General features: G+C 66.0%; 15 protein-coding genes. 4 read left to right on the top strand and 11 right to left on the bottom strand.

Going from position 1 to position 20605, the window contains the following annotated elements:
- Position 1: 1 nt before the first annotated feature.
- From clpP to HY699_20090, 3 genes are all read right to left on the bottom strand, one after another.
- Positions 2-628, bottom strand: coding sequence for an ATP-dependent Clp endopeptidase proteolytic subunit ClpP (clpP, locus tag HY699_20100; GenBank protein MBI4518113.1), 627 nt, complete (start codon positions 626-628; stop codon positions 2-4).
- A 6-nt stretch (positions 629-634) separates the two neighbouring features.
- The gene (tig, locus tag HY699_20095; protein MBI4518112.1) at positions 635-1951 is read right to left on the bottom strand and encodes a trigger factor; all 1317 of its coding nucleotides are present in this window, start codon (positions 1949-1951) and stop codon (positions 635-637) included.
- A gap of 195 nt (positions 1952-2146) precedes the next feature.
- Positions 2147-3136 carry a creatininase family protein gene (locus HY699_20090; GenBank protein ID MBI4518111.1) on the bottom strand — a complete coding sequence of 330 codons (990 nt, stop codon included), beginning with the start codon at positions 3134-3136 and terminating at the stop codon, positions 2147-2149.
- A 324-nt stretch (positions 3137-3460) separates the two neighbouring features.
- On the opposite strand from HY699_20090, the gene HY699_20085 reads away from it, so the two are divergent.
- From HY699_20085 to HY699_20075, 3 genes are all read left to right on the top strand, one after another.
- Positions 3461-5632, top strand: a complete 2172-nt coding sequence (locus tag HY699_20085; GenBank protein MBI4518110.1) for a hypothetical protein — start codon at positions 3461-3463, stop codon at positions 5630-5632.
- A 137-nt stretch (positions 5633-5769) separates the two neighbouring features.
- Complete coding sequence (locus HY699_20080; GenBank protein ID MBI4518109.1) at positions 5770-6240, top strand: SRPBCC family protein; 471 nt, start codon at positions 5770-5772, stop codon at positions 6238-6240.
- A 51-nt stretch (positions 6241-6291) separates the two neighbouring features.
- On the top strand, positions 6292-7704 hold the full coding sequence (locus tag HY699_20075) for a 3-oxoacid CoA-transferase subunit A (protein MBI4518108.1): 1413 nt from the start codon (positions 6292-6294) through the stop codon (positions 7702-7704).
- Between the two features lie 19 nt (positions 7705-7723).
- On the opposite strand, the gene HY699_20070 is transcribed toward HY699_20075, so the two are convergent.
- From HY699_20070 to HY699_20035, 8 genes are read right to left on the bottom strand one after another with little or no spacing between them, the layout of a single operon-like run.
- Complete coding sequence (locus HY699_20070; protein MBI4518107.1) at positions 7724-8680, bottom strand: haloalkane dehalogenase; 957 nt, start codon at positions 8678-8680, stop codon at positions 7724-7726.
- A gap of 10 nt (positions 8681-8690) precedes the next feature.
- Positions 8691-11078 (bottom strand): hypothetical protein, encoded by a 2388-nt coding sequence (locus tag HY699_20065; GenBank protein MBI4518106.1) that lies wholly within the window; start codon positions 11076-11078, stop codon positions 8691-8693.
- Between the two features lie 14 nt (positions 11079-11092).
- Positions 11093-12640 (bottom strand): fatty acid--CoA ligase, encoded by a 1548-nt coding sequence (locus HY699_20060; protein MBI4518105.1) that lies wholly within the window; start codon positions 12638-12640, stop codon positions 11093-11095.
- Positions 12641-12679: 39 nt separating this feature from the next.
- The gene (locus HY699_20055; protein MBI4518104.1) at positions 12680-13840 is read right to left on the bottom strand and encodes an acyl-CoA dehydrogenase family protein; all 1161 of its coding nucleotides are present in this window, start codon (positions 13838-13840) and stop codon (positions 12680-12682) included.
- Between the two features lie 58 nt (positions 13841-13898).
- Positions 13899-15887, bottom strand: coding sequence for a 1-deoxy-D-xylulose-5-phosphate synthase (locus HY699_20050; protein ID MBI4518103.1), 1989 nt, complete (start codon positions 15885-15887; stop codon positions 13899-13901).
- 33 nt (positions 15888-15920) lie between these two features.
- Positions 15921-16841 (bottom strand): hypothetical protein, encoded by a 921-nt coding sequence (locus tag HY699_20045; protein ID MBI4518102.1) that lies wholly within the window; start codon positions 16839-16841, stop codon positions 15921-15923.
- The gene (locus HY699_20040) at positions 16838-17818 is read right to left on the bottom strand and encodes an MBL fold metallo-hydrolase (protein MBI4518101.1); all 981 of its coding nucleotides are present in this window, start codon (positions 17816-17818) and stop codon (positions 16838-16840) included. Before HY699_20040 ends, HY699_20045 begins: the two co-directional genes overlap by 4 nt.
- Positions 17819-17862: 44 nt before the next feature.
- A complete protein-coding gene (locus HY699_20035) occupies positions 17863-18075 on the bottom strand; it encodes a dodecin domain-containing protein (protein ID MBI4518100.1) in 213 nt (70 codons plus the stop codon).
- Positions 18076-18409: 334 nt separating this feature from the next.
- Between HY699_20035 and HY699_20030 the strand changes: the two genes are divergently transcribed.
- Positions 18410-20008, top strand: a complete 1599-nt coding sequence (locus HY699_20030; protein ID MBI4518099.1) for a PAS domain S-box protein — start codon at positions 18410-18412, stop codon at positions 20006-20008.
- Positions 20009-20605 lie beyond the last annotated feature (597 nt).

Here is a 20605-nt window from a genome sequence, read left to right as displayed (position 1 = left end):
CTCACACTTTGCGCACGGGCCGGTTGGCGATCACTTCATCGACCAGCCCGTATTCTACCGCCTGTTTGCCGCTGAGGAAGAGGTCCCGGTCGGTATCCTTCTCGATGCGTTTCAGGCTCTGCCCGCTGTGTGCCACGAGGATGGCGTTGAGTTGCTCGCGGATGCGGAGGATTTCCCGGGCTTGGATGTCGATGTCGGCCGCCTGGCCTTGGGCCCCGCCCAAGGGTTGATGAATCATGATGCGGGAGTGCGGCAGACAGAAGCGTTTGCCCTTGGTTCCCGCCGCCAATAGCCACGCCGCCATGCTCGCGGCCTGTCCCAAGCACAACGTCGAGATGTCGGGCTTGATGTACTGCATGGTGTCGTAGATGGCCAGTCCAGCGGTGACCGAACCCCCGGGGGAATTGATGTAGAAGTGGATGTCCTTCTCGGGGTCCTCGGATTCCAGGAAGAGGAACTGCGCGGTTATCAGGTTGGCGATGTCATCGGTAATGGGCGTACCCAGAAATACGATGCGATCTTTGAGTAGACGGGAGTAAATGTCGTAGGCGCGCTCGCCCCGTCCCGTCTGCTCCACAACGATAGGCACCAGGCTCATGGCGTGCGGGTCACGTCGCTCATTCTGCATAGAATCTTAGCCGTTTTGGCCGGAGTCAGCAACGACAGATGCGTGCGTGGTAGTGGTAATGGTGGCCCGCGAGGCGACCAGCTCGAGCGCGCGTTGCTGCAACATGCGCGCGTGCAACCCCGCGCGCATGCCTTCGTCTTGATACTGCGCGCGCACGCGCTCGCCGCCGGTACCGGCTGGCGCTGCCATTTCATCGATCTGCGCGCGCACTTCATCGTCGCTGACCTCGAGGTGCTCTTGTCGGGCGATGGCTTCGAGCAGTAGCGCCGTCTGCACTTGCTTGCGCGCTTGCGGCACCAGTTCGGCGGCCAGCCGCTCGCGCTCTGCCGCAGCATCGCGCTGGCGCAAGCGCACATCACGCATCGAGTTGATGACTTCCTCGGCCAAGGCCAGGGCACGGCGCTGCACCATCACGTCCGGCACCGCGATGCCGTGGGCGGCGAGGAGCTGATCGATCAGCTTCGCCCGCACCTCCTGGTCGGCGCGCAGCGCGGCTTGCGCTTCCAGGCGCTGGCGCACGCGCTCCCGCAACGCGGCCAGCGTTTCGCACTCCCCGTGATCCTTGGCGAAGTCGTCATCGAGCGCCGGCACCTCGCGTTGTGCCAGTGCCTTCACGGTCACGCGAAAATCGATCGTTTGCCCCGCCAGCTCCGCGTTGGAGTAGTCGGCGGGATAAGCAACCGAGAACTCGCGGGTCGTGCCCACCTCGGCGTCCTCGAGCTGCTCGTCGAAACTCTGCGAAAACTGGCCGCGGCCGATCTCGACCAGCCGGTTCTCTCCGCGCCCCACCAGACGCTGCTCGCGGCGCGCCTCGTAATCCAGGGTCACGACATCGCCGCGCGCCACGCGCGTGCGCTCGGTGATCGGAAGCAGCTGCGCTAGTGAATCCTGCAACCGCTGGAGAACGGCGCCGACCTCCGCCTCGGTTATCAGCACCAGCGTGCGCTCAACTCGAAAGCCGCTGTAATCCCGCGCCACCACCTCGGGCTTGACTTCGACCGTCGCCGAATAGCGCAACGCCGCCCCGGGCTCAGCCTGCTCGGTGACGATCTGCGGCTCGCTTACCACCGCCAGATCCTGCCCCTGCAAAGCCTCCGCGTACGAGCGCTGAATCAGCTTGCCGAACACCTCGGCCCGCACCTGATCACCAAACAGCTGCTCGAGCACCGGACGCGGCGTACGCCCGGGCCGAAAACCGCGCACGCGCGCTCGCCGGCCGAGATCGGCATAGGCGCGCTCGATCTCGTCACGAACTTCTTCTGCCGGGACCTCGATCGCCAGTCGCCGGCGCACCGGGTCCACTGCTTCAACTTCGACCTTCACAACATCCTCTGCAAGTATTCTCCTGGTTGGTTAACCACACGTCCCACGCTGATTCAAGGAAAGCCTTGCCGATAATGGCACGCTCGCGGCCGCCGGGCTCGTGGTGTTGCGCGGGCACGCGCCGTGAAGGCATTCATGTTCACCACGGAGGGCAGCTACAATCGGCAACTGTCCCGCCGATAACACCCCCGCGACTCAGAAGATCGGATTGCGATAGCGCACTGCCCACTCGAAGAGGCGGCTGGCGGTGGGGCTCAAGAAGACCCACTTGAGCGGCCACACCGGCGAGTGGCAGTCATCCGGGCTGATTCGGCCGGCCCATAGCTGGCCCAGCACCTCCGCGCTGTGGTTGGCCAAGACCTCGAGGATCTGCTTGCCGATCTCGGCCGAGGCGATGGCGGGCTTGCCGGAGTAGGTCTCCTCCTCGAAGTACTTCAGCGAGGCCGTGAAGCTGCGCAAAAGCTGCCCGATCGAGGCCCGCCCGGGTTTGCCGGCGCGCGGCCTCTGGCCGCTGCGGGCCAGTTTCATATCCACGGTCACGTGCGCGCAAGATCGAAAGACCGGATCGACGTGCTCGCCAAGCAGGTGCAGCAACAGCGAGGTTTCGATCACACCGGCGTGGGTGTCACCGTCGAGGTCGGCGGGCGTGAGGCCGGGGATACGCGCGAGCACGGCGGCAAGGTTCGAGGTGCCGGCGGTGAGCCGCTTCGCCAGCAGCGAAAACAGCGACACCATGCGGGCACCGTAGCGCCGGTTGGTGAGGTGACAAGCTTGCTCGATCGCCACGAAGTGACGCGGCCCGCCGTGGAAACTGGCCACCCAGATATTGCTGAAGCCCTGCTTGGCCAGCGTGCGGCCGAGGTCGCAGAGCACGCGCACGATCGTGGTGCTGCGAAACATCAGCGAGCCGCTGTGCGGCACGACGTCGGCCGCCACGTAAATCGGCGGCAGCCGCAAGAACATCATTTCGGGGTAGCGTGCGCTCAGCAACTCGATCGTGCGCGTGGTCAGTGCTTCAGCCTCGTGGTTGTCGCACACCACCGGCAAGTGCGGGCCGTGCACCTCCATCGGCGAGCACGTCACCGTGACCACCGTCTTGCTCTTGTCGAGCCGGCGGAAGTCCTCGCCGGTGAGGTACTGCCAGTCGCGCACGGGGCGCGTTTGGTTCGGATTGTTTTCGGCCATGCTCGACCTCCAGCGGTTGCCCGAGCTGAAACTGCTACGATGAGCTGCGGTGGAGAGTCAATCAGCGTTGCACCCCGGCACCCCGGCGCAGCGCCACCAGGCTGGATTATCCCAGCGATCAGCCGGCGCCCAGCGGCTCTGAACCGGCCGTGGCGCGCCGACTGCCTTCGCGCAGCCGGCGAATCTGTGCCGCATTTTCCCGGCGCAGCGGTATCGCTATAGCTCGCCGGCAAGACCCCGGACAGTCAACCTCAGCAGTTGGCGAGGTGGTGACATGGCAGGTGAGTTGCTGGACTCAATCACGGCGCTATGCCACGAGGTGAGATGGTGTCCACAACAGCTCCCGGCTCGGTTGCCGGCAATCATTGCGGCGGCGACCTTTCTGCCAAGTCGATAGCTCGCCTCGGGGTCGAGCTGTTTTTCGCCTCCTTCGTCGTCCTGTTTCAGGAGCTGGCGCTGATCCGCTGGTTGCCGGGGCAGGTGCGGGCGCTGGCGTATTTTCCCAATCTGATTCTGTTGAGTGCCTTTCTCGGGCTCGGTCTCGGCTGCCTGCGCGCGGGGCGGCGCCCGCTGCTGTGGCTGTGGCCGGTGAGTCTGCTGGTGGTGATCGCAGCCGGTTTCGCTATGAGCCGCGTGGCGTTCACGCAGAACTCGGTCACCGAACATCTCTGGCTCTTATACTACGATCTGCCGCACGATGCTGCGGTGGTCGGCGACGTGCGCCTGCCGATTGTGCTCGCCTTTGTCCTGAGTGCGCTGGCGTTTGTCCCACTGGGTCAGCTCGTCGCCGAGCGACTGCGCGAGTTCCAAGCCCGCTCGGGCGCGCTGTGGGGGTACTGCTGCGACATTCTCGGCTCGCTCGCCGGTGTGATCACGTTCGCCGCTTGCGGCTTTCTCGAAACCTTTCCGGTGATCTGGTTTGCAGTGGTGCTGCTGGCCGGCTTCGTGTTCTTCACGGCGCAAGGGCGCCTACGTCCGGCTTATGGGGCGGTGGCGGCGCTGGCGCTGGTGTTGGTGGCGCAGGCCGAGCGGGCCGAACGCTACAGCCCTTACTACGCCATCCGGGCGAGCCAGGAGCCCGGCGGAGCGGGGGTGGAGATCCTGGCCAACGGCTCGCTGCACCAGGTGGCGGTGAGTTTCGACGAGACCCGTCCGGCCGTGAACGACTGGCACAAGTCGGTGCGGATTGGCTACCACGTACCGTACCGCTTTCTGCCGCAGCCACCGCGGCGCGTGCTGGTGTTGGGTGCGGGCACCGGCAACGACGTAGCCGTCGCGCTGGCGGAGGGTGCCGAACAGGTCGATGCGGTGGAGATCGATCCGGTAATCCTGCAATTAGGTGTCACGCGACATCCCGATCGGCCGTACGCGCCGGCACGGGTACGGGCGATCAACACCGATGCCCGCTCATTCCTCAACGAGTCGCGCGAAGAATACGACCTGATCGTGTTCGGCACCCTCGATTCGATGACGCGCTTGTCGGCACTGTCCAACGTACGGCTCGACAACTTCGTCTACACACGCGATTGCCTGCATGCCGCCCGGGCACGCCTGTCGCCGCGTGGCGGCATCGTCATGTACTTCGCCGTCGGCACTTCCTATATCGACGACCGACTGGCGGGCATGCTGTTCGAGGCATTCGGCGAACCGCCGATAGTTATCCGCAGGTTCTCGCAGCTGTTCAACACGATCTACATGGGCGGGCCGGCTTTTGCCGGCCAACTGCCCGACGAGCGCGCCGCCATCGGCGCGTATTTCGCCCAGGCGCAGGGCGTCGAGCTGCCGGACGACGATTGGCCGTACCTCTACCTGCAAGGGCGCACGATCAGCGGGTTCTACCTGACGCTGATGGCGGTCTTCGCGACACTCGCGCTCGCGGGCGTGGCCGCGGCTTCCGGCGAAATGCGGCGCAGCTTGTCGTCGCGCCGGCGCATGGACACCGAGATGTTCTGCTTCGGTCTGGCGTTTCTGCTGCTCGAAACCAAATCGGTGACCGCAATGAACCTGGTCTGGGGTGCAACCTGGTTGACCAGTGCGATCGTGTTCGGGGCGATCCTGGCGATGGTGTTGTTCGCCACCGGGTGGATGCAACTGCGCCCGATCCCCTGGACGGTGAGCGTCGCCGGGCTGGTGGTGTCGCTGCTCCTGGCCTATTTCACGCCGGTACATCTGCTGCTGCGGCTGAATCTCGCCGTGAAACTCGGCCTCTCGGCGCTGTTTGTCGGCACACCGATCTTCTTCGCCTCGGCCTGCTTTGCCTTGCTCTTCCGTGAGCGGGCCGAAGCGGATGTCGCGTTCGGCTGGAATCTGCTGGGCGCGGTGGCCGGCGGCTTGCTGGAATGCCTTTCGATGGTGATCGGGATCAAGGCCCTGTCACTGGTGGCGCTGCTGGCCTACATGGTGGCGGTGTTGGTTCGCCTACGCGCGCAAGCCGCTGCTGCCGCGCCGCTTACGGTTACGGCGGTGGGCGGCGGCAAGCTGGCCGCCCCGTTGTGATGCATGGACACCACTAGTCACGCAATCGTTCTGAGTGCGCCAGTCTCGGTCATCCCTCGGCCGCGGCGGTTGCGCGGTGTTGCCCGTGGACTTCGGCCGGCCGACTCGGCTAAGGCATCTGCGGCAGGAGGAGGCGCATGGCCAAATTTCCCACCGAGATCGAGAAGTCCGTCACCGTTAAGGTGCCGCTAGCGCACGCGTACGAGTTCATGTGGGACGTCGTCGGCTCGTCGCGTTGCGTTCCCGGCATCGACACCTGCAAGCGCGTCGGCGACAACACCTACCGCTTCGTCTACCAGGAGAAGTCGACCGGGCCGGTGAGCCTGGTGGTGCAATACACCGCGCGCTATGACGGCAACGGCAAGGATCGGATCACGTTCGAGAGCATCGCCGCCAAGGCTGACAACACCGACGTCAGCGGTGTCCTGAAGCTGCAAGCGAGCGGGGCCGAGGCCACCAAGATCACACTCAAGCAAACGCTGGCGCCCGACACTCCCGTGCCGCGCTTGCTCCAGGGCCTGATCCGCGGGTTCGTCGATAGCGAGGCCGCCGAGGCGGTCAAGCAGTACCTCGGCAACATCAAGCGCGCTCTGGAAGGCGGCGAGTAACCGGCGCGATCGGCTTGCCAACGCGCGCTCGGCGTGACATCCGGACCAGCCATGGCGACCAAGACGATTTGCTCATCCGCACGCGAGGCCGTCGCCGATATCAACGACGGCGCCACCCTCCTCGTCCACAGCTTCGGCCCGCCGCAGGCGTGGCCGACCGACTGCCTGCTCGCGCTCGCTGAGCGTGGGGTCAAGGATCTTACAGTCATCTGCAACACGCCGGCTGGTGGTCCAACCTCACTCAATGTGCTTGCCGACAAGCGGCAGATCCGCAAGCTGGTCTGCAGCTACATCGGCGCCCCGGCGATTCCGACACCGATCAGCGACATGGTCAAGGCGCGGGAGATCGAACTCGAAATGGTGCCGCAGGGAACCCTGATCGAGCGCGTGCGCGCCGGCGGTGCCGGACTGGCCGGCTTCTTCACGCCCACCGGCGTGGGCACCGCGGTGGCGGCCGGAAAAGAAGAGCGGGTGTTCGACGGCAAGCGCTACATCTTCGAGCGCGCGCTTAGCGCCGACTTCGCTCTGCTGCAGGCCTACCAAGCCGACCCGGCCGGCAACCTCACTTACCGCCGCGGCATGCGCAATTTCGGGCCGGCGTTCGCCTCGGCCGCGCGTACCACCATCGCCGAGGTCAAGGAGGTCGTCGCCCTCGGCGCCATCGAACCCGAGGCGGTGGTAACCCCCGGGATCTTCGTCGACCGCATCGTCCAGACAACCACACATGTCGACATCGGCGTGCTGCGCTACATCCTCCAATCGGTCGGCCGGGTAAGCGACGCAGAGGGGCGCGCGCTGCGCGACGGCGGTCCGGTGGGGTTGCCCGCCGACTTGATGGCGGCCAAGGCGGCGGCACTGCTACGCGCCGGCGAGTACGTCAACCTCGGCATCGGACTGCCGACGCTGGTGTCCAACTACATCGCCGGGCGCGACATCACGCTGCACGCGGAGAACGGCATCCTCGGCTACGGCCCATTCCCGGCCGAGGGTGAGGAGGACATCGACCTCTACAACGCCAGCGGGCAACTGGTGACGCCGGTGGTCGGGACGGCGTATTTCGACTCGAACGCTTCCTTCGCCATGGCACGCAGCGGACGCGTTTCGACCACCGTGCTCGGAGCTTTTGAGGTGGCGCAGAACGGTGATCTTGCCAACTGGAGCACGCCCAACGGCAGCGGCGGGATCGGCGGCGCGATGGACATGGCCGCGGGCGGCGCCCGCGTGATTGCCGTCTGCTATCACCGCGAGCGCAACGGCCGCTCCAAGCTGGTCGAGCAACTCAGTTACCCGCCCACCGCGCTCGCTTGCGTCAAGTCGGTGGTCACCGACCTGGCCTGGATCGACGTTGACGAAGAAGGCTTCCGGTTGCGCGAGCTCGCGCCCGGACTGAGCGTGGACGACGTCAGGGCCGCGACCGCCGCGCCTCTGCGCGTAGCCGGCGACGTACAAGAGATGCAGTTCTGACAACCGGCCGAGCGCCGCCTCAACCGAGCCGGCGCGCCAGCGCGACGATCACCTCCGCCAACGCCTCGCCCGCGTCTTCCTGCAAAAAGTGGCCGGCGTCGGCAATGGTCACGTGCGGCTGGCCTTGCGCACCGGGCACGCCGCGCTGGAAGATCGTCTGCCAGCCGGCGGTAGCAGGGTCGGAGTCGGAGAAAGCAGTCACAAAGGGGCGCTCGAAACGCGCCAGCACCGCCCAGGTGGCCCGGTTGATTGCGGCGCCGGGATCAGCCGGCGTCAGTGGAATCAACACCGGGAACTGCCGCACCCCCGCCTTGTAGCTTTCGTCTGGAAACGGCGCGTCGTAGGCCGCAATCACCGCCGGTGTTAGCGCCGACTTGCACACCCCGGCGACGATGCCACCGGCGGGAAATTCGGCTAGCCGCTGCGAGGTGAGGATCCAATCCAGCAGCAAGTCGCTGCGCCATTCGAGTACACCGGCAGTGAGTTCGGGCTCGACCGTGGGCAAGATGGTGTTGGCCGCGACCACGGCCGCGAACCGCTCCGGTTCACCCGCCAGCACGCCGAGACCGATCGGCCCGCCCCAGTCTTGGCAGACCACCACGATGTTGACCAGATCCAGGGCGCGCACCAGAGTGCGCAGCCAATCGCGATGACGCTCGAAGGTGTAATCCGTGCGGGTGACCAGCTTGTCCGAACGCCCGAACCCGATGTGATCCGGCGCCACCGCGCGCAGCCCGGCCGCCACCAGCACCGGGATCAGCTTGCGATACAAGTACGACCAGGTCGGCTCGCCGTGAAGCAACAGCACCACCGGTGCGGCGCGTGGCCCCTCGTCGAGGTAATGCATGCGCAGGCGCGTGCCTTGCGGCCCTGCGACCTCGAGATAGTGTGGCGCAAAGCCGTACCCGGGTAGGTTCGCGAAGCGCGCCTCGGGCGTTCGCAGCACCTCGAGCAACGGCCCCCTGCTCTCACTCATATCCGCACGCTCAGGCGCAATACTGCATGCGGCTAATGATCTCTTCCTGGGCGCGCGGGCTCAGCTCGGTGAAGAGCGCCGAGTAACCGCTGACCCGGACGACGAGATCGCGGTAGGCCTCGGGATTGCGCTGGGCCTGGCGCAGGATCTCGCCGTCGACCATGTTCAATTGCACCTGCGCGCCACCGAGTCGGAAGTAGGTTTGCAACAGCGACGCGAGCATGGGCGCCTTGAGCCACTTCGGACTAAAGCGCATGTTCAAGTTGGTGCCGTTAGGAGCATAGCGGATCGGCATGCGCGCCACTGAGTTCAGCAGCGCCGTCGGGCCGGTCTTGGCGCGCCCTTCGACCGGCGTGATGCCGTTGCTGAGGATCTCGCTGGCATGGCGGCCATCGGCGCTGGCACCGGAGAAACTGCCCATAGCGATGTGCAGCCCGACCGAGAAGGCGCCCGGCCAGAACGAGCCCCCGCGGATGTTGCGCCGCTGTCGCACCTGCTCACAGAAGTGTTCGAGCACCCGGGCCGCCATGGCGTCGGCTTGGTCATCGTCGTTGCCGTACTTCTCAATCTGGTGGAGAAGGCGTGTTCGCAGCGCCTCGCCGTTGCGCCAATCTTCGGCCAAGTGCCGGGCCAGCTCCGCGGCCGTTACCGCCCGCTGCTCGAACACCGCCTCACGGATGGCACTGAGACTGTCGGCCACGTTGGCGAAGCCGATGAGTTGCACGCCGGTGGAATTGTAGATCGCGCCCCCGCGGGTGAGGTCGAGGCCCTTGTCCAACGGCCCGTCGATCATGGCCGAAGCCAGCGGTGAGGGCAGCATCTCGGCGATCGCCTGATCGAGCGCCGCCATGCCCCGTTCGATCTGATCGAGGAAGTAGCGCAGCTGCCGGTCGTATGCGCGCCAGACGTCGTCGAACGAGGCGAATGCGGCGGGGTCGCCGGTGGCCAGCCCGGCGCGGCTGCCGAACACGGTGTCGACGCCGTTGCTGAGCGCCAGCTCCAGACACTTGAGCCCGTTGAGCTGCACGGCGAAGGTGGAGCCGAAGGTCTTGCCCTGAGCGTTGGGTTCGAGGCAGCCGACGACGCCGTAGTCACGGGCGTCCTCGAGGCTGTGGCCGGCGGTTACCAGTGACTCGACGATGGCCTCGTCGTTGAAGAAGTGCATCGCCACGCCGGCTAGCGCATGGCGCACGGCGGCCTGGCAGAAGTCCGCCGGGGCTTCCGGACCGACGCGGACGCCGAAGTTGGGTTGGACGGTGCGAACATCGGCATAGGCTTCGAGGCCGACGTAGCTCAGCGCGCAAGTGGCATCGGCGCCATCCGCGCCGATGCCGCCGACGGTGACGTTCTGGGTGGTCTTGCCCTCGGTGTCCTCGCCGCCGGGAATGTAGGGCTCCTCGAGAATGTTCCAGATCTCGTTGGTCTTGAGAAACAGCAGCGACAGCAGCTCCTTGGCCTCACCAGGAGTGATTCTGCCGGCGCCGATGTCGGCATCGTAGTAAGGCGCCAGAATCTGGTCGATGCGGCCGAGCGAGATCGAGTTCCCGCCGCTTTCGATCTGGGCGACGAGGTGCATGAAGTAGACGGACTGGACGGCCTCGCGAAAGCTAGCCGCCGGGTGCTCGGGAACGCGGCGGCAGACGCGGGCGATCTCGCGCAGCTCCGCGCGGCGCTGGGGGTCGCGCGCGCGCCCGGCCAGGCGCTCAGCCTCCTCGGCGTAGCGGTGCGCGAAATGGATGGCGGCCCCCAGCGAGCGGATGACGGCCGCGAAGAACAGCGCCTCGTCGGTGCCGTGCTTGTCGGGGCTTAGTGCCGCCAGCTTTTCACGGGCCGCGGCCATGATACCGCCAAGGCCCTGTGCCAGCAGGCGGCGGTGGTTCATGGTGAAGTGTCCGATACCGTAAGTGATCTCCAGCAATACGCCGAAGACGAACTTCTGCATGTCCTCGTTGACGTCGCTCGGGAGCAGCACCTCGAAGCGGTCCTCGACCGTGCGCCCGCGCCAAAACGGCAGGATCTCCTGCACCAGCTCGTCGCGCTCGGCGTCGCTGATGAGCACCCGCTGGATGGTGCGCGCGGCCAAGCCGCCGGCATCCTGCTCGATCCAGCGCGCCTTGTTCTCGGGGAAGAACGGGGCGCCCTTGAGCTTGCTGGTGCGGCAGCCGACGATCACCTCGTCATCGCGGATGATGATACTGATGTTATCGAGCACCTCCGCCAGCGCCTTGCTCATCCGGGTCAGCGGCGGATCGCTCCAGTTGGCCGCCATCGAGCGGGTGAGATAGCGCGCGCGTTCGACGCAGGCCTCGCGCGGCGCGTGGACAATGCGCTGGCGCAAGCGTAACACCCGCGCGCTCGCCCCGGCATCGCTGTGCAACTGTGCTGCGGGTGCTGCCATAATCATCTCTCCGTTCAGTTTACGCGCCGGCTGCGGTTGCGCCAGTAAGGCTCGCGCAGCTCACGTTTGAGGGCTTTGCCGCTGGGGTTACGCGGGATGACCGCGCAGAAATCGACCGACTTCGGGCACTTGTAGTCGGCGATGCGGCCGCGGCAATGCGCGATCAGCTCGCTCTCGCTCGCCTGCGCGCCCGGCCGCAGCTGCACCACCGCCTTGACCGCTTCGCCCCAGCGCTCGTCAGGCACGCCGATGACGGCGACGTCGAACACCGCCGGATGCTGGGCCAACACCCGCTCGACCTCGGCGGGGTAGATGTTTTCGGCGCCCGAGACGATCATGTCCTTGACGCGGTCGTGGATGTACAGGTAGCCGGCATCATCGAAGTACCCGGCATCGCCGGTGTGAAACCAGCCATCGACGATGGCCGCGCGCGTGGCCTCGGGTTGATTCCAATAGCCCTTCATCACCGCATCGCCGCGGACGACGATCTCGCCTACCTCCCCGGGTGAGCACAAGTCACCGCTAGCGTTGACCGTGCGGATGTCGATGCCGAAAGCCGGCTGGCCGGCGGACTTCAGCCGCGCGCTGCCCGGCAGGTGATCGGCCGCCGGCAGATAGCAGATGGCGCCGGTGGTCTCCGTCAGACCGTAGGCCTGCACGAACGAGCAGCCGAAGCCGGCGAGGGCGCGTTCGAGCAGATCGACCGGTATGGCCGAGGCCCCGTAGATGATGGTCTTGAGGGCGCTGAAGTCGGTGGCGGCGCACGCCGGCGTCTGCAGCAGGAAGTTGATCATCGTGGGCACGAGAAACGCCTGGGTGATGCGGCGCTCCTCGAGCAGGCGCAGAATCTGCGCCGGGTCGAAGACGTTGGCGACAACGGCCGTCATCCCGGCGTACAACAGGGTCAGGGCGTAGCCGGCGCCGCCGATGTGATACAGCGGCAGGCAGACGAGCGCGCGCTCGCCCGGGGTTACACTGATCCCGGGCAGCAACCCGTTGGCGAGCACGGTCAAAAGGTTGCGGTGGGTGATCTCGGCGCCCTTGGGCGTGCCCGTGGTACCGCTGGTGTAGAGCTGCCAAGCGGTGTCGTCCTCGCCGCCGTCGTGCCGAGGGTCGGTGGTGGCGGCGGCGTCACGCCAAGTTTCGTACGGCTGCCAGCGCTCGTGCGCCTCGGCGTAGCAGACGATCGTGCCGGCAGTGTCGAGTTGCTGCTCGATCGAGCCGAGGGCAGCGCTGAAGGACGGGCCGGCGAACACCACCCGGGCTTTGCCGTCGTTGATCAGAAATGCCATCTCCGGCGGCGCCAGGCGCCAGTTGATCGGCGTAAAGACCGCCCCCGCCTTGGCGATACCGAAGATGGTCTCGAACATGTGAGCGTGATTGTGGTCGAGCACGCAGACGTGCTCGCCCGGTTGCACCCCGCAGCGCACCAGGGCGTTGGCCACTTGGTTGGCGCGGCGATCGAGTTCGGCGTAGGTCGTCCACCGGCCGGCGTACTCCAGCGCCACGCGCTCGGCATGTTGCTTGGCGCGCCAGCGAATGAGCTCAGCGACAGTTCTCATGCGATTCCCTCCGCCCGCTCGGCGCCCCGCCCCCTGACACTACTTGCGCTGATCGAAAGGCCGCCCGAATACGGTGGCGGCGATGATGATCTTCTGGATTTGCAGCGTGCCCCCGGCGACGGGCCAGCCGCGGCTGTCGCGCAGCATACGCTCCACCGGGTACTCGGTGCTGTAACCATACCCGCCGAGGATTTCGAGCGCCATATCGGTTACCGCCTTGGCGGTCTCGTTGGCGAAGACCTTGGCCATCGAGGTCTGCTGGACCGAGGGGAAGCCGCCGGCAGCGCTCACCGCCGCGCGGTAGACCAACAAGCGCGCCGCCTCGACGCGGGTGGCCATGTCGGCGATCATCAGCTGAATCGCCTGCCGCTCGCAGATGGGCCGGCTGAAGGTGTGACGCTGCAAGGCGTATTGGGTGGCATACTCGAGTGCGCCGGTGGCGATGCCGAGCGCCATGGTGGCATTGCCGCAGCGCTCGATGTCGAAGCACTGCATCAACCCGGCAAAGCCGCCCGGCTCGACCACTAGATTGTGTGCGGGAACGAAACAGTCCTCGAAGATAAGGTCACAAGAAGGGAAACCGCGAAACCCCAGGAAATGCTCCTGCTTGCCGAAACTGAAGCCGGGGGTGTCTTTGTCGACAACGATCGCCCCGATGCCTCTGGCGCCCGGCACGTCACCGAAGCGGCAATAGACCAGGTAAGCCTCGCTATGACCGCCGCCGGTACAGAAACACTTGCGGCCATTCAAAACCCAGCCGCCGCCGGCCTTCTCGGCCTTGGTCCGCAGGCTGGTCAGCGCGCTACCAGCTTCGGCCTCGGTCATGCCGACGCTGATCTGCATCTCGCCCCGGCAAACCGCGGGCAGGAATCGCTGCTTTTGCTCCTCGGTGCCGAACTTCTCGATCACGCGCACCGGTCCCACGTTCGACTCGAAGACGCCGGCGGCGCATAGCGGCGAGACCCGCGCGAGCTGCTCGATCACCAGGATCGCTGACAGCAGGTCCTGGTCGCCACCGCCGTAGCGCGAAGGCAGGCACATGCCGTGCAACCCCATTTTGAGCAGCGCAGCGAGCTCGTGCGCTTGCGGCACACGCGCCTGGCGATCCCACAGCGCGGCCAAGGGGGCGAGCTCCCGGTCGGCCAACTCGCGCACCGTTGCTTGCAGTGCTCGCTGTTCTTCGCTCAGCTGGAAATCCATCGAGCTTTCCTGCTTTCTTTGCCGGCGCGAGCGACGGGCGGAATTTCTGCGCCGGTGCTCAGCGGCGAGCGGCTTGACCGACGCGCTTGATCGGCCGCACCGCCGGCGACGCCAGTGCCACCCGCGCACTGATCCGGCTGGTGAGAGTCTCGATGTCCAACCCGGCCTCGGCCAACTGTTCGGTGCGATCCCCATGATCGATGAAGCGGTCGGGAACGGCGAGCAGCTGCAGCCTGCCGGCAGGGGCGGAATTCTCCAGGCGCGTGAGGGCAAACTCGGCCACCGCTGAGCCGAACCCGCCGGCGAGCGCGTGATCTTCCAGCGTGAACACCACCGGCTGGCGCTCGAGCTCTTCCCGGATGAGTTGCTCATCGAGCGGCTTGACGAAGCGGGCGTTGACCACGGCCAAGGTTTGACCGCTTTGCTCCTGAATCCGCCGGCGCACGTCGAGGGCGGTGTAAGTCAGCGGCCCGTAAGCCAGGATGCAACCGTCGCTGCCGTCGGCGACGCGCTCGGCCTGGCCCAAGCCGAAGGGGCGGTGTGCCAGCCGCTCGCCCGCAGCGGCGCCGGTGCCGCGCGGAAAACGGATGGCCACGGGTCCGTCCCACGATGCGGCCAGCTCCATCATCTGACCCAACTCCCCGGCATCGCGCGGCGCCATCAGGGCGAAATTGGGCAGACAGCGCAAGTAGCCGATGTCGAACACGCCGTTGTGGGTGGCGCCATCGGAGCCGACCAGGCCGCCACGATCGAGACAGAAGAGGACGCGGGCCTTTTGCAACGCCACTTCCTGAAACACCTGGTCGTAGGCGCGTTGGAGGAAGGTGGAGTAGATCGCACAGATCGGCCAGTAGCCGGCCAGGGCCAAGCCGGCGGCCATCGCCACCGCGTGTTGCTCCGCCATGCCGACGTCGAAACAGCGCTCGGGGAAGCGCTGCTGAAACTTGGTCAGTCCGGTGCCATCGAGCATCGCCGCCGTGATCACGACCAGGCGCGGATCACGCTCGGCCATCTTGATGGCCTGCTCGGCGAAGGCGGCGGTGAAGCTCTGGCCGCCTTGCTCCGGGTACTCCTTGCCGATCTGGGCGGTGACGGCGGCGCTGGGGGGAGCAGCGTGGTAGCAGGTGATCTCGGGCTCATCGTCCTTGTAGCCGCGCCCCTTGGTGGTGACGACGTGGATGAGCACCGGCCGCTTCATCCAGCGGGTGTCGCGAAAGGCGCGCCGCAGCGCGCCGACGTCGTGGCCGTCGATCGGGCCGTAATAGAAGAAACCGAACTCCTCGAAGATGATCCCCAGCGCATGTTGGGGCAGGATGCCTTGCAGCGAGTGATACCAGCGCTGGAGCACGTCTTCGAGGTTCGAGCCCACGCCCGGGATCTGCTTGATGGCCCGCTGCATCGTGCGCAGCCGCGTTTGCAGCCAGGTCGAGCTGCGCACCCGCGAGAGGTAGCCGCTCATGGCGCCGACGCTCGGGCTGATGCTCATGTTGTTGTCGTTGAGCACAACCACCAGGTTGAGGTCCTTGAAAGTACCGCCGTGGTTCAGGGCTTCGTAGGCGTTGCCTTCTTGCAGCGAGCCGTCGCCGATCACCGCCACCGCCTTGCGCGTGGCGCACTCGGGGTGCGCTCGCCAGGCCAGCGCCAGGCCGACAGCGGTGGAAATGCTCGTCCCGCCGTGGCCGGTCTTGACGGTGTCGAACTCGGACTCGGCGGGATCGGGGAAACCGGACAGCCCGCCCGCTTGGCGCAAGGAGTCGAACGCGGCGGCGCGGCCGGTCACGATCTTGTGCGGATAGCACTGATGTCCGACGTCCCATACCAGCTTGTCGTGCTGATTGAAGTCGAACTCGGCAAATAGCGCCAGCGTCAGCTCGACCACCCCCAGCCCGGCCCCCAGGTGGCCACCGGTGCGCGTTACCGACTCGATAATGAAGGTTCGGATCTCGTCGGCCAGCGCGCGCAGACCACCGTCGTCCAGTTTCTTTATGTCGGCCGGCGACTCAACGGCTGCCAGCAACGGATAATCGGACCCAAGCGCGATGGCCATGGTGGCTCTATGTAACCGAGCCGGCGCCCCGACTCAATGCGTGGCCCGGGTACCCGCCGGGGTCGAGGGCAGTATTGCTGGCGGCCCGCGCGCTGCCGCCGCCAGCGGGTGCGCCTGAAAGAACTCCCAGATGTGGGCCGTGGCCAGCGCCGGCCAACGGTGGGCAAAGTCGGCCTCGCAGTACTCCACCACCGCGCCGTCGCGGCATTGGCGATGCTCTTCGCAACCGTTGCTGGCGTGTTCGCGACAGCGGTTGAGCGCCAACCAGGCATCACGCGCAACCCGTGCATGCTGCACCGGCACGCGCTGGTCTTGCCGGCCATGATAGATCAGCACCGCTACCCCGCGTGACGGCGCACATGCTGCCGGAGCCCGCCCGCCGCTCACCGGCGCGATCGCGGCAAAACGATCCGCCATCACACACCCGAGCAGGTGACTGAAGAACGCGCCATTGGAAAACCCGGTGGCAAAGACGCGGGCGCGGTCGATGCAATAGGTCGCCTCCAGGTGATCGAGCAGCAGAGCGGTGAATTTCAGGTCGCGATTCGAGTCGGCCGCGGCGATTTCCCAGCCGGTGCCTTCGAGTTGCTGCGTCCCGGTGTTGAGAGTCACAGTCAACCCGTCCGGATAGACGGTAATGAAACCATCGCGCTCCGCCAGCTGGCGGAACTCCGACACCGCCCACACGCCGCCGCCGCTGTGCCCCAGGCCGTGGAAGTCGAACAGCAGCGGTACTGGACGCGACGGCTCGGTGGATGCGGGGACATCTAGGACATAGGACCGACTCACGCCGCTGACCACGATGGTCCGCTCCAGCCGGCGGCCGTTCGCGGCTGCGGGTGCAGCGCAGCCTGCGCTCGGGCGCGCCGGCACCTCGGCTGCCACTGCGGCTGCGAGCCCGCCGAGAACGGTGACAAGAAACGCGAGGGCGGCACTGGCCGCGGCGGGCTTCATCGGCGACCGCGGTAATAGATGCGATCGTTGCGAAGGTCTTTTTCGGCCCAGCCGCGCTGGCACAGATGCTCGAGGTGGGCGAGGGTCTCGAAGGTCGCCGGAAAGCGCACCATCATCGGGCTATCCTCATCGAGCGCGAAGGCGTGGATCGCGACCTCGTAGGCGGTGTGGGGGGCGCGCCGGACGAAGTCGAGCATCTCGCGCAGCCGGTAATCGTGGTGCTGAATGATCTGGTTGGCGCGGTGGCGGTGGTCGGTGAAAATGCCGCCGTGTGCCGGCAAGATCATCGACACCTCCCAGCGTTGCACCTTGCGCTGGGAGTCGAGGAAATCACCCAGCGGGTCTTCCGGTCCGCCGGGAAAATAGCCCACGTGCGGCGTGATCTTGGGCAGCAGGTGGTCGCCGGCGAACAACAGCTTCTCCTTGCGCAGGTGGAGCACACAGTGCCCGGGGGCGTGCCCCGGAGTCCAGATCACTTCGAGCTCGAGCTCGCCGACGCGGATGATATCGCCGTCCTCGAGAAACGCGTCCGGGGCCGCTGCTACGAACAGGCCGGCCCAGAACTCGCCCGGCGAGGGTACATTCATATAGCGGTCGATCGGGAAGCCGTTGGCGTAGAAGTACTGCGCCGTCTCAGGTGGCCGGTCCAAGACGTTGAAGATGCGCGTGCGTTCGTGCTCGGCACGATGAATGAGCAGCTGCGCGCCGGTGAGTTCTTTCAACGCCTTCGAGGCACCGAAATGATCGGGGTGATGATGGGTGCAGATGATCTTGCCGATCTTTGAGGGCGTACCGCCGGCGGCGCGCACAGCCGCCTCGAAGGCCTGAATGCTGTCGCTGCTATTGATCCCCGTGTCCACCAGTGCCCACTCGCCGGCACTGTGGAGCAGGTACACGTTGACGATGGTGGGCCGCATCGGCAGCGGCAGGTGCACCAGAAAGATACCAGGCCAGACCTCCCGGAGTTTGGCTTCCATAGCTATCGGGGCTCAGGCCAGCGGCATGGCGCGTGGGCCCGCGCTCATTCGTGCAAGCGGTCCTGCACCGCAAAGGTGATGCGGATGCGCACCCGCCAGGTGGCCACCGCGCCGTTCTCAACGCTGGCAGCGATGTCTTCAATGTGCACGTGGCGAATCCCGTCGATGGTGACGGCCGCTCGCGCCAGAGCGATGTTGACGGCGTCCTCGATACTATTGGCCGACGCCCCGGTCAGCTCAATGGTTTTCTCTACCATCCCGTGCCTCCAGCGAGCCGACGCTACGAGACCATCAGAGCCCAGTCAAGCCGGCGACTGCAGTCCGACGTTCGCACCAAGCCGGGCATCTGACCAGTCGCCTGCAGCTTTCGTGTATCGGGCCGTACCGTTGGCCGGCGGGCAAGATACTGGCATTTCGATACGAACTTGGCGCCGGTGCCGTAGTGATCGTCGGGCCGTTCGCCCATGGCCGGCCCGTGATCGCCGGCACTCACTGTGCACGCGAATTGCTGCGCCAACGGCAGCGCGGTTGCCGGTGGCGTATGGGTTTAGATATCGGTATGAGAACGACTCGAAGACAGGTGTGGTTGCAGTGAAAGCCAAAGCAGTTGCCGCAGTACCCGATGGCGAGAACGAGCATTTCGATCTCCTGTTGATCGAGGATAACGCCAGCGATCACCGCTTCCTCGCCGCCATGCTGCGCCGGGTGCCGCACATGTCATTCCAGTTGACCGGCGCTAGCTCGCTTAAGGATGGCATCGAGCAGCTGGCGACTGCCGCCTTTGACCTCGTCCTGCTGGATCTCGGCTTACCCGACAGCTGGGGGCTCGACACTTTCGCCCGGGTGCACGCGGCCGCGCCGCACCTGCCCGTGATCGTCTTGACCAGCAGCGACGACATCGCGTTGTCGGCCCGGGCGGTGCAGGCGGGGGCGCAGGATTTTCTCGTCAAGGGACACGTCGACGCCAACCTCCTCGGCCGCGCCATCCGCTACGCCCGCGCCCGCCACCGCGCGGAAGAAGCCCTGCGGCAGTCGGAAGAGAAGTACCGCGATCTGGTCGAGAATCTCAACGAGGTGGTCTGTGTGGTCACCACTGACGGGGTCATTACTTACATCAGTCAGGTGATCGAGCAGACCGCCGGCTACCAGCCGTCGGAAATGGTCGGGCGGCGCTTTGCGGACTTCATCTATCCACCCGATCTTGAAGCGCTGATGGGAAGTTTTATGGTGGCGATCGCCGGCAAACCGGGCCCGCGCGAGTTTCGAGCCGTGACCAAGTCCGGCGCGATTCGCTGGCTCCACAGTTCGAGCCGCCTGATTCAATCGGGGGAGAACCTGTTAGGCCTGCAAGCCGTGATCATGGACATCAGCGACCGCAAGTGGGCGGAGGACGAGGTCCGCTCGCTCAACGCCGAGCTCGAGCGGCGGGTGGCGGAGCGCACCGCCGAGCTGACGGCGAGCAACCGCGAACTCGAAGCCTTTTGCTACTCGGTGTCGCACGATCTGCGCCAACCCTTGCGCGGACTCGACGGCTACTGTCACCTGCTGTTGGCCGACTGCGCCGAACGGTTGGACGAGCAGGGGCGCAATTATCTGCGCCAAGTGCGGGTGGCGGCGCAGCGGATGGGCGAGCTGATCGATGATCTCTTGGGCCTGTCCCAGGTCACGCGCCGCGCCATGCGCCGCGAGCGCGTCAATCTAAGCGAGCTGGCGCAAGCAATCGCAACCGAGCTGCAACAGGGGGAGCCCCAACGCGCCGTGACCTTTGTGATCGCCGAGGATGTCGTAGCTAACGGCGATGCCCGGCTGCTGCGGGTGGTGCTGGAGAATCTGCTCGGCAATGCCTGGAAGTACACCAGCAAGCACCCGACCGCACGCATCGAGTTCGGTGCCAGCACCCATGCCATTTTGCGCACACCGCACCCGGTCTACTTCGTTCGCGACGATGGCGCCGGCTTTGAGATGGCCTATGTTCACAAGCTGTTTCGGCCGTTCGAGCGGTTGCACGGCGTCGCCGAGTTCGAGGGCACCGGCATCGGCCTGGCCACGGTGGAGCGCATCATTCAACGCCACGGCGGTCGCGTCTGGGCCGAGGGAGCGCCCGAAAAAGGCGCCACCTTCTTCTTCACCCTCGAAACCCGCGCCAGCGAGCCCGCATCAGCCGCACCGGCGGCACCGACTCAGAACTGAGACATTGACAGAGCCGAGTTCAGCGCGGCCGGAGGTCGTGCTCCCTAGTGTGAGCGTGCATGGACAAAGAGGTGCGAGTCCTCTCCGGGTATGCGCTCTCCGGCCTGTAGCCAAACGAAAGGGCGTTACGTTGCTACCTCCGGGGGCCCGAGACCGGCGCGCTCAGCGGGCGCCGACCCATTCGCGCAGCGCTTGGCGCATCGCCTCGTGTAGCGTGAGTCCTTTGGCCTTCGCCTTGGCGCCATCGCATCCCAGAGCCCTGGGGTGTGTTTCACGCTCTTCGCCACCGTGCCAACGACCTTCTCGCCCTTCCGCGGCCGCCCGCGGCGCAACGATACCCGCGGCCGAAGCGGCGGTCCGCGTCGGCGGCGATCTTCCGAAAGTCCTCGGAAAGAGCTAGACTTATAAGATCGCCGCCGCAAGTTCCCACGAGGCGCACGACTTGCCGAGCGGTGCGCGACAAATTCGTGGGTAACGTGGTTCGGTGTTATGGCCGTCATTCCCGCGAAAGCGGGAATCCAGTTTGGCGTTGGGCGCTATGGACAAGCAGTTCTGCGTTTACATCCTGGCCTGCAAACGGCACGCTGTACATTGGGG

It is taken from the genome of Deltaproteobacteria bacterium (assembly GCA_016210005.1).
Taxonomy (GTDB): Bacteria; Desulfobacterota; Binatia; order HRBIN30; family JACQVA1; genus JACQVA1.
The sequence above is the reverse complement of the archived record's forward strand: the minus strand, read 5'-3'. Positions and strand labels throughout refer to the sequence as shown.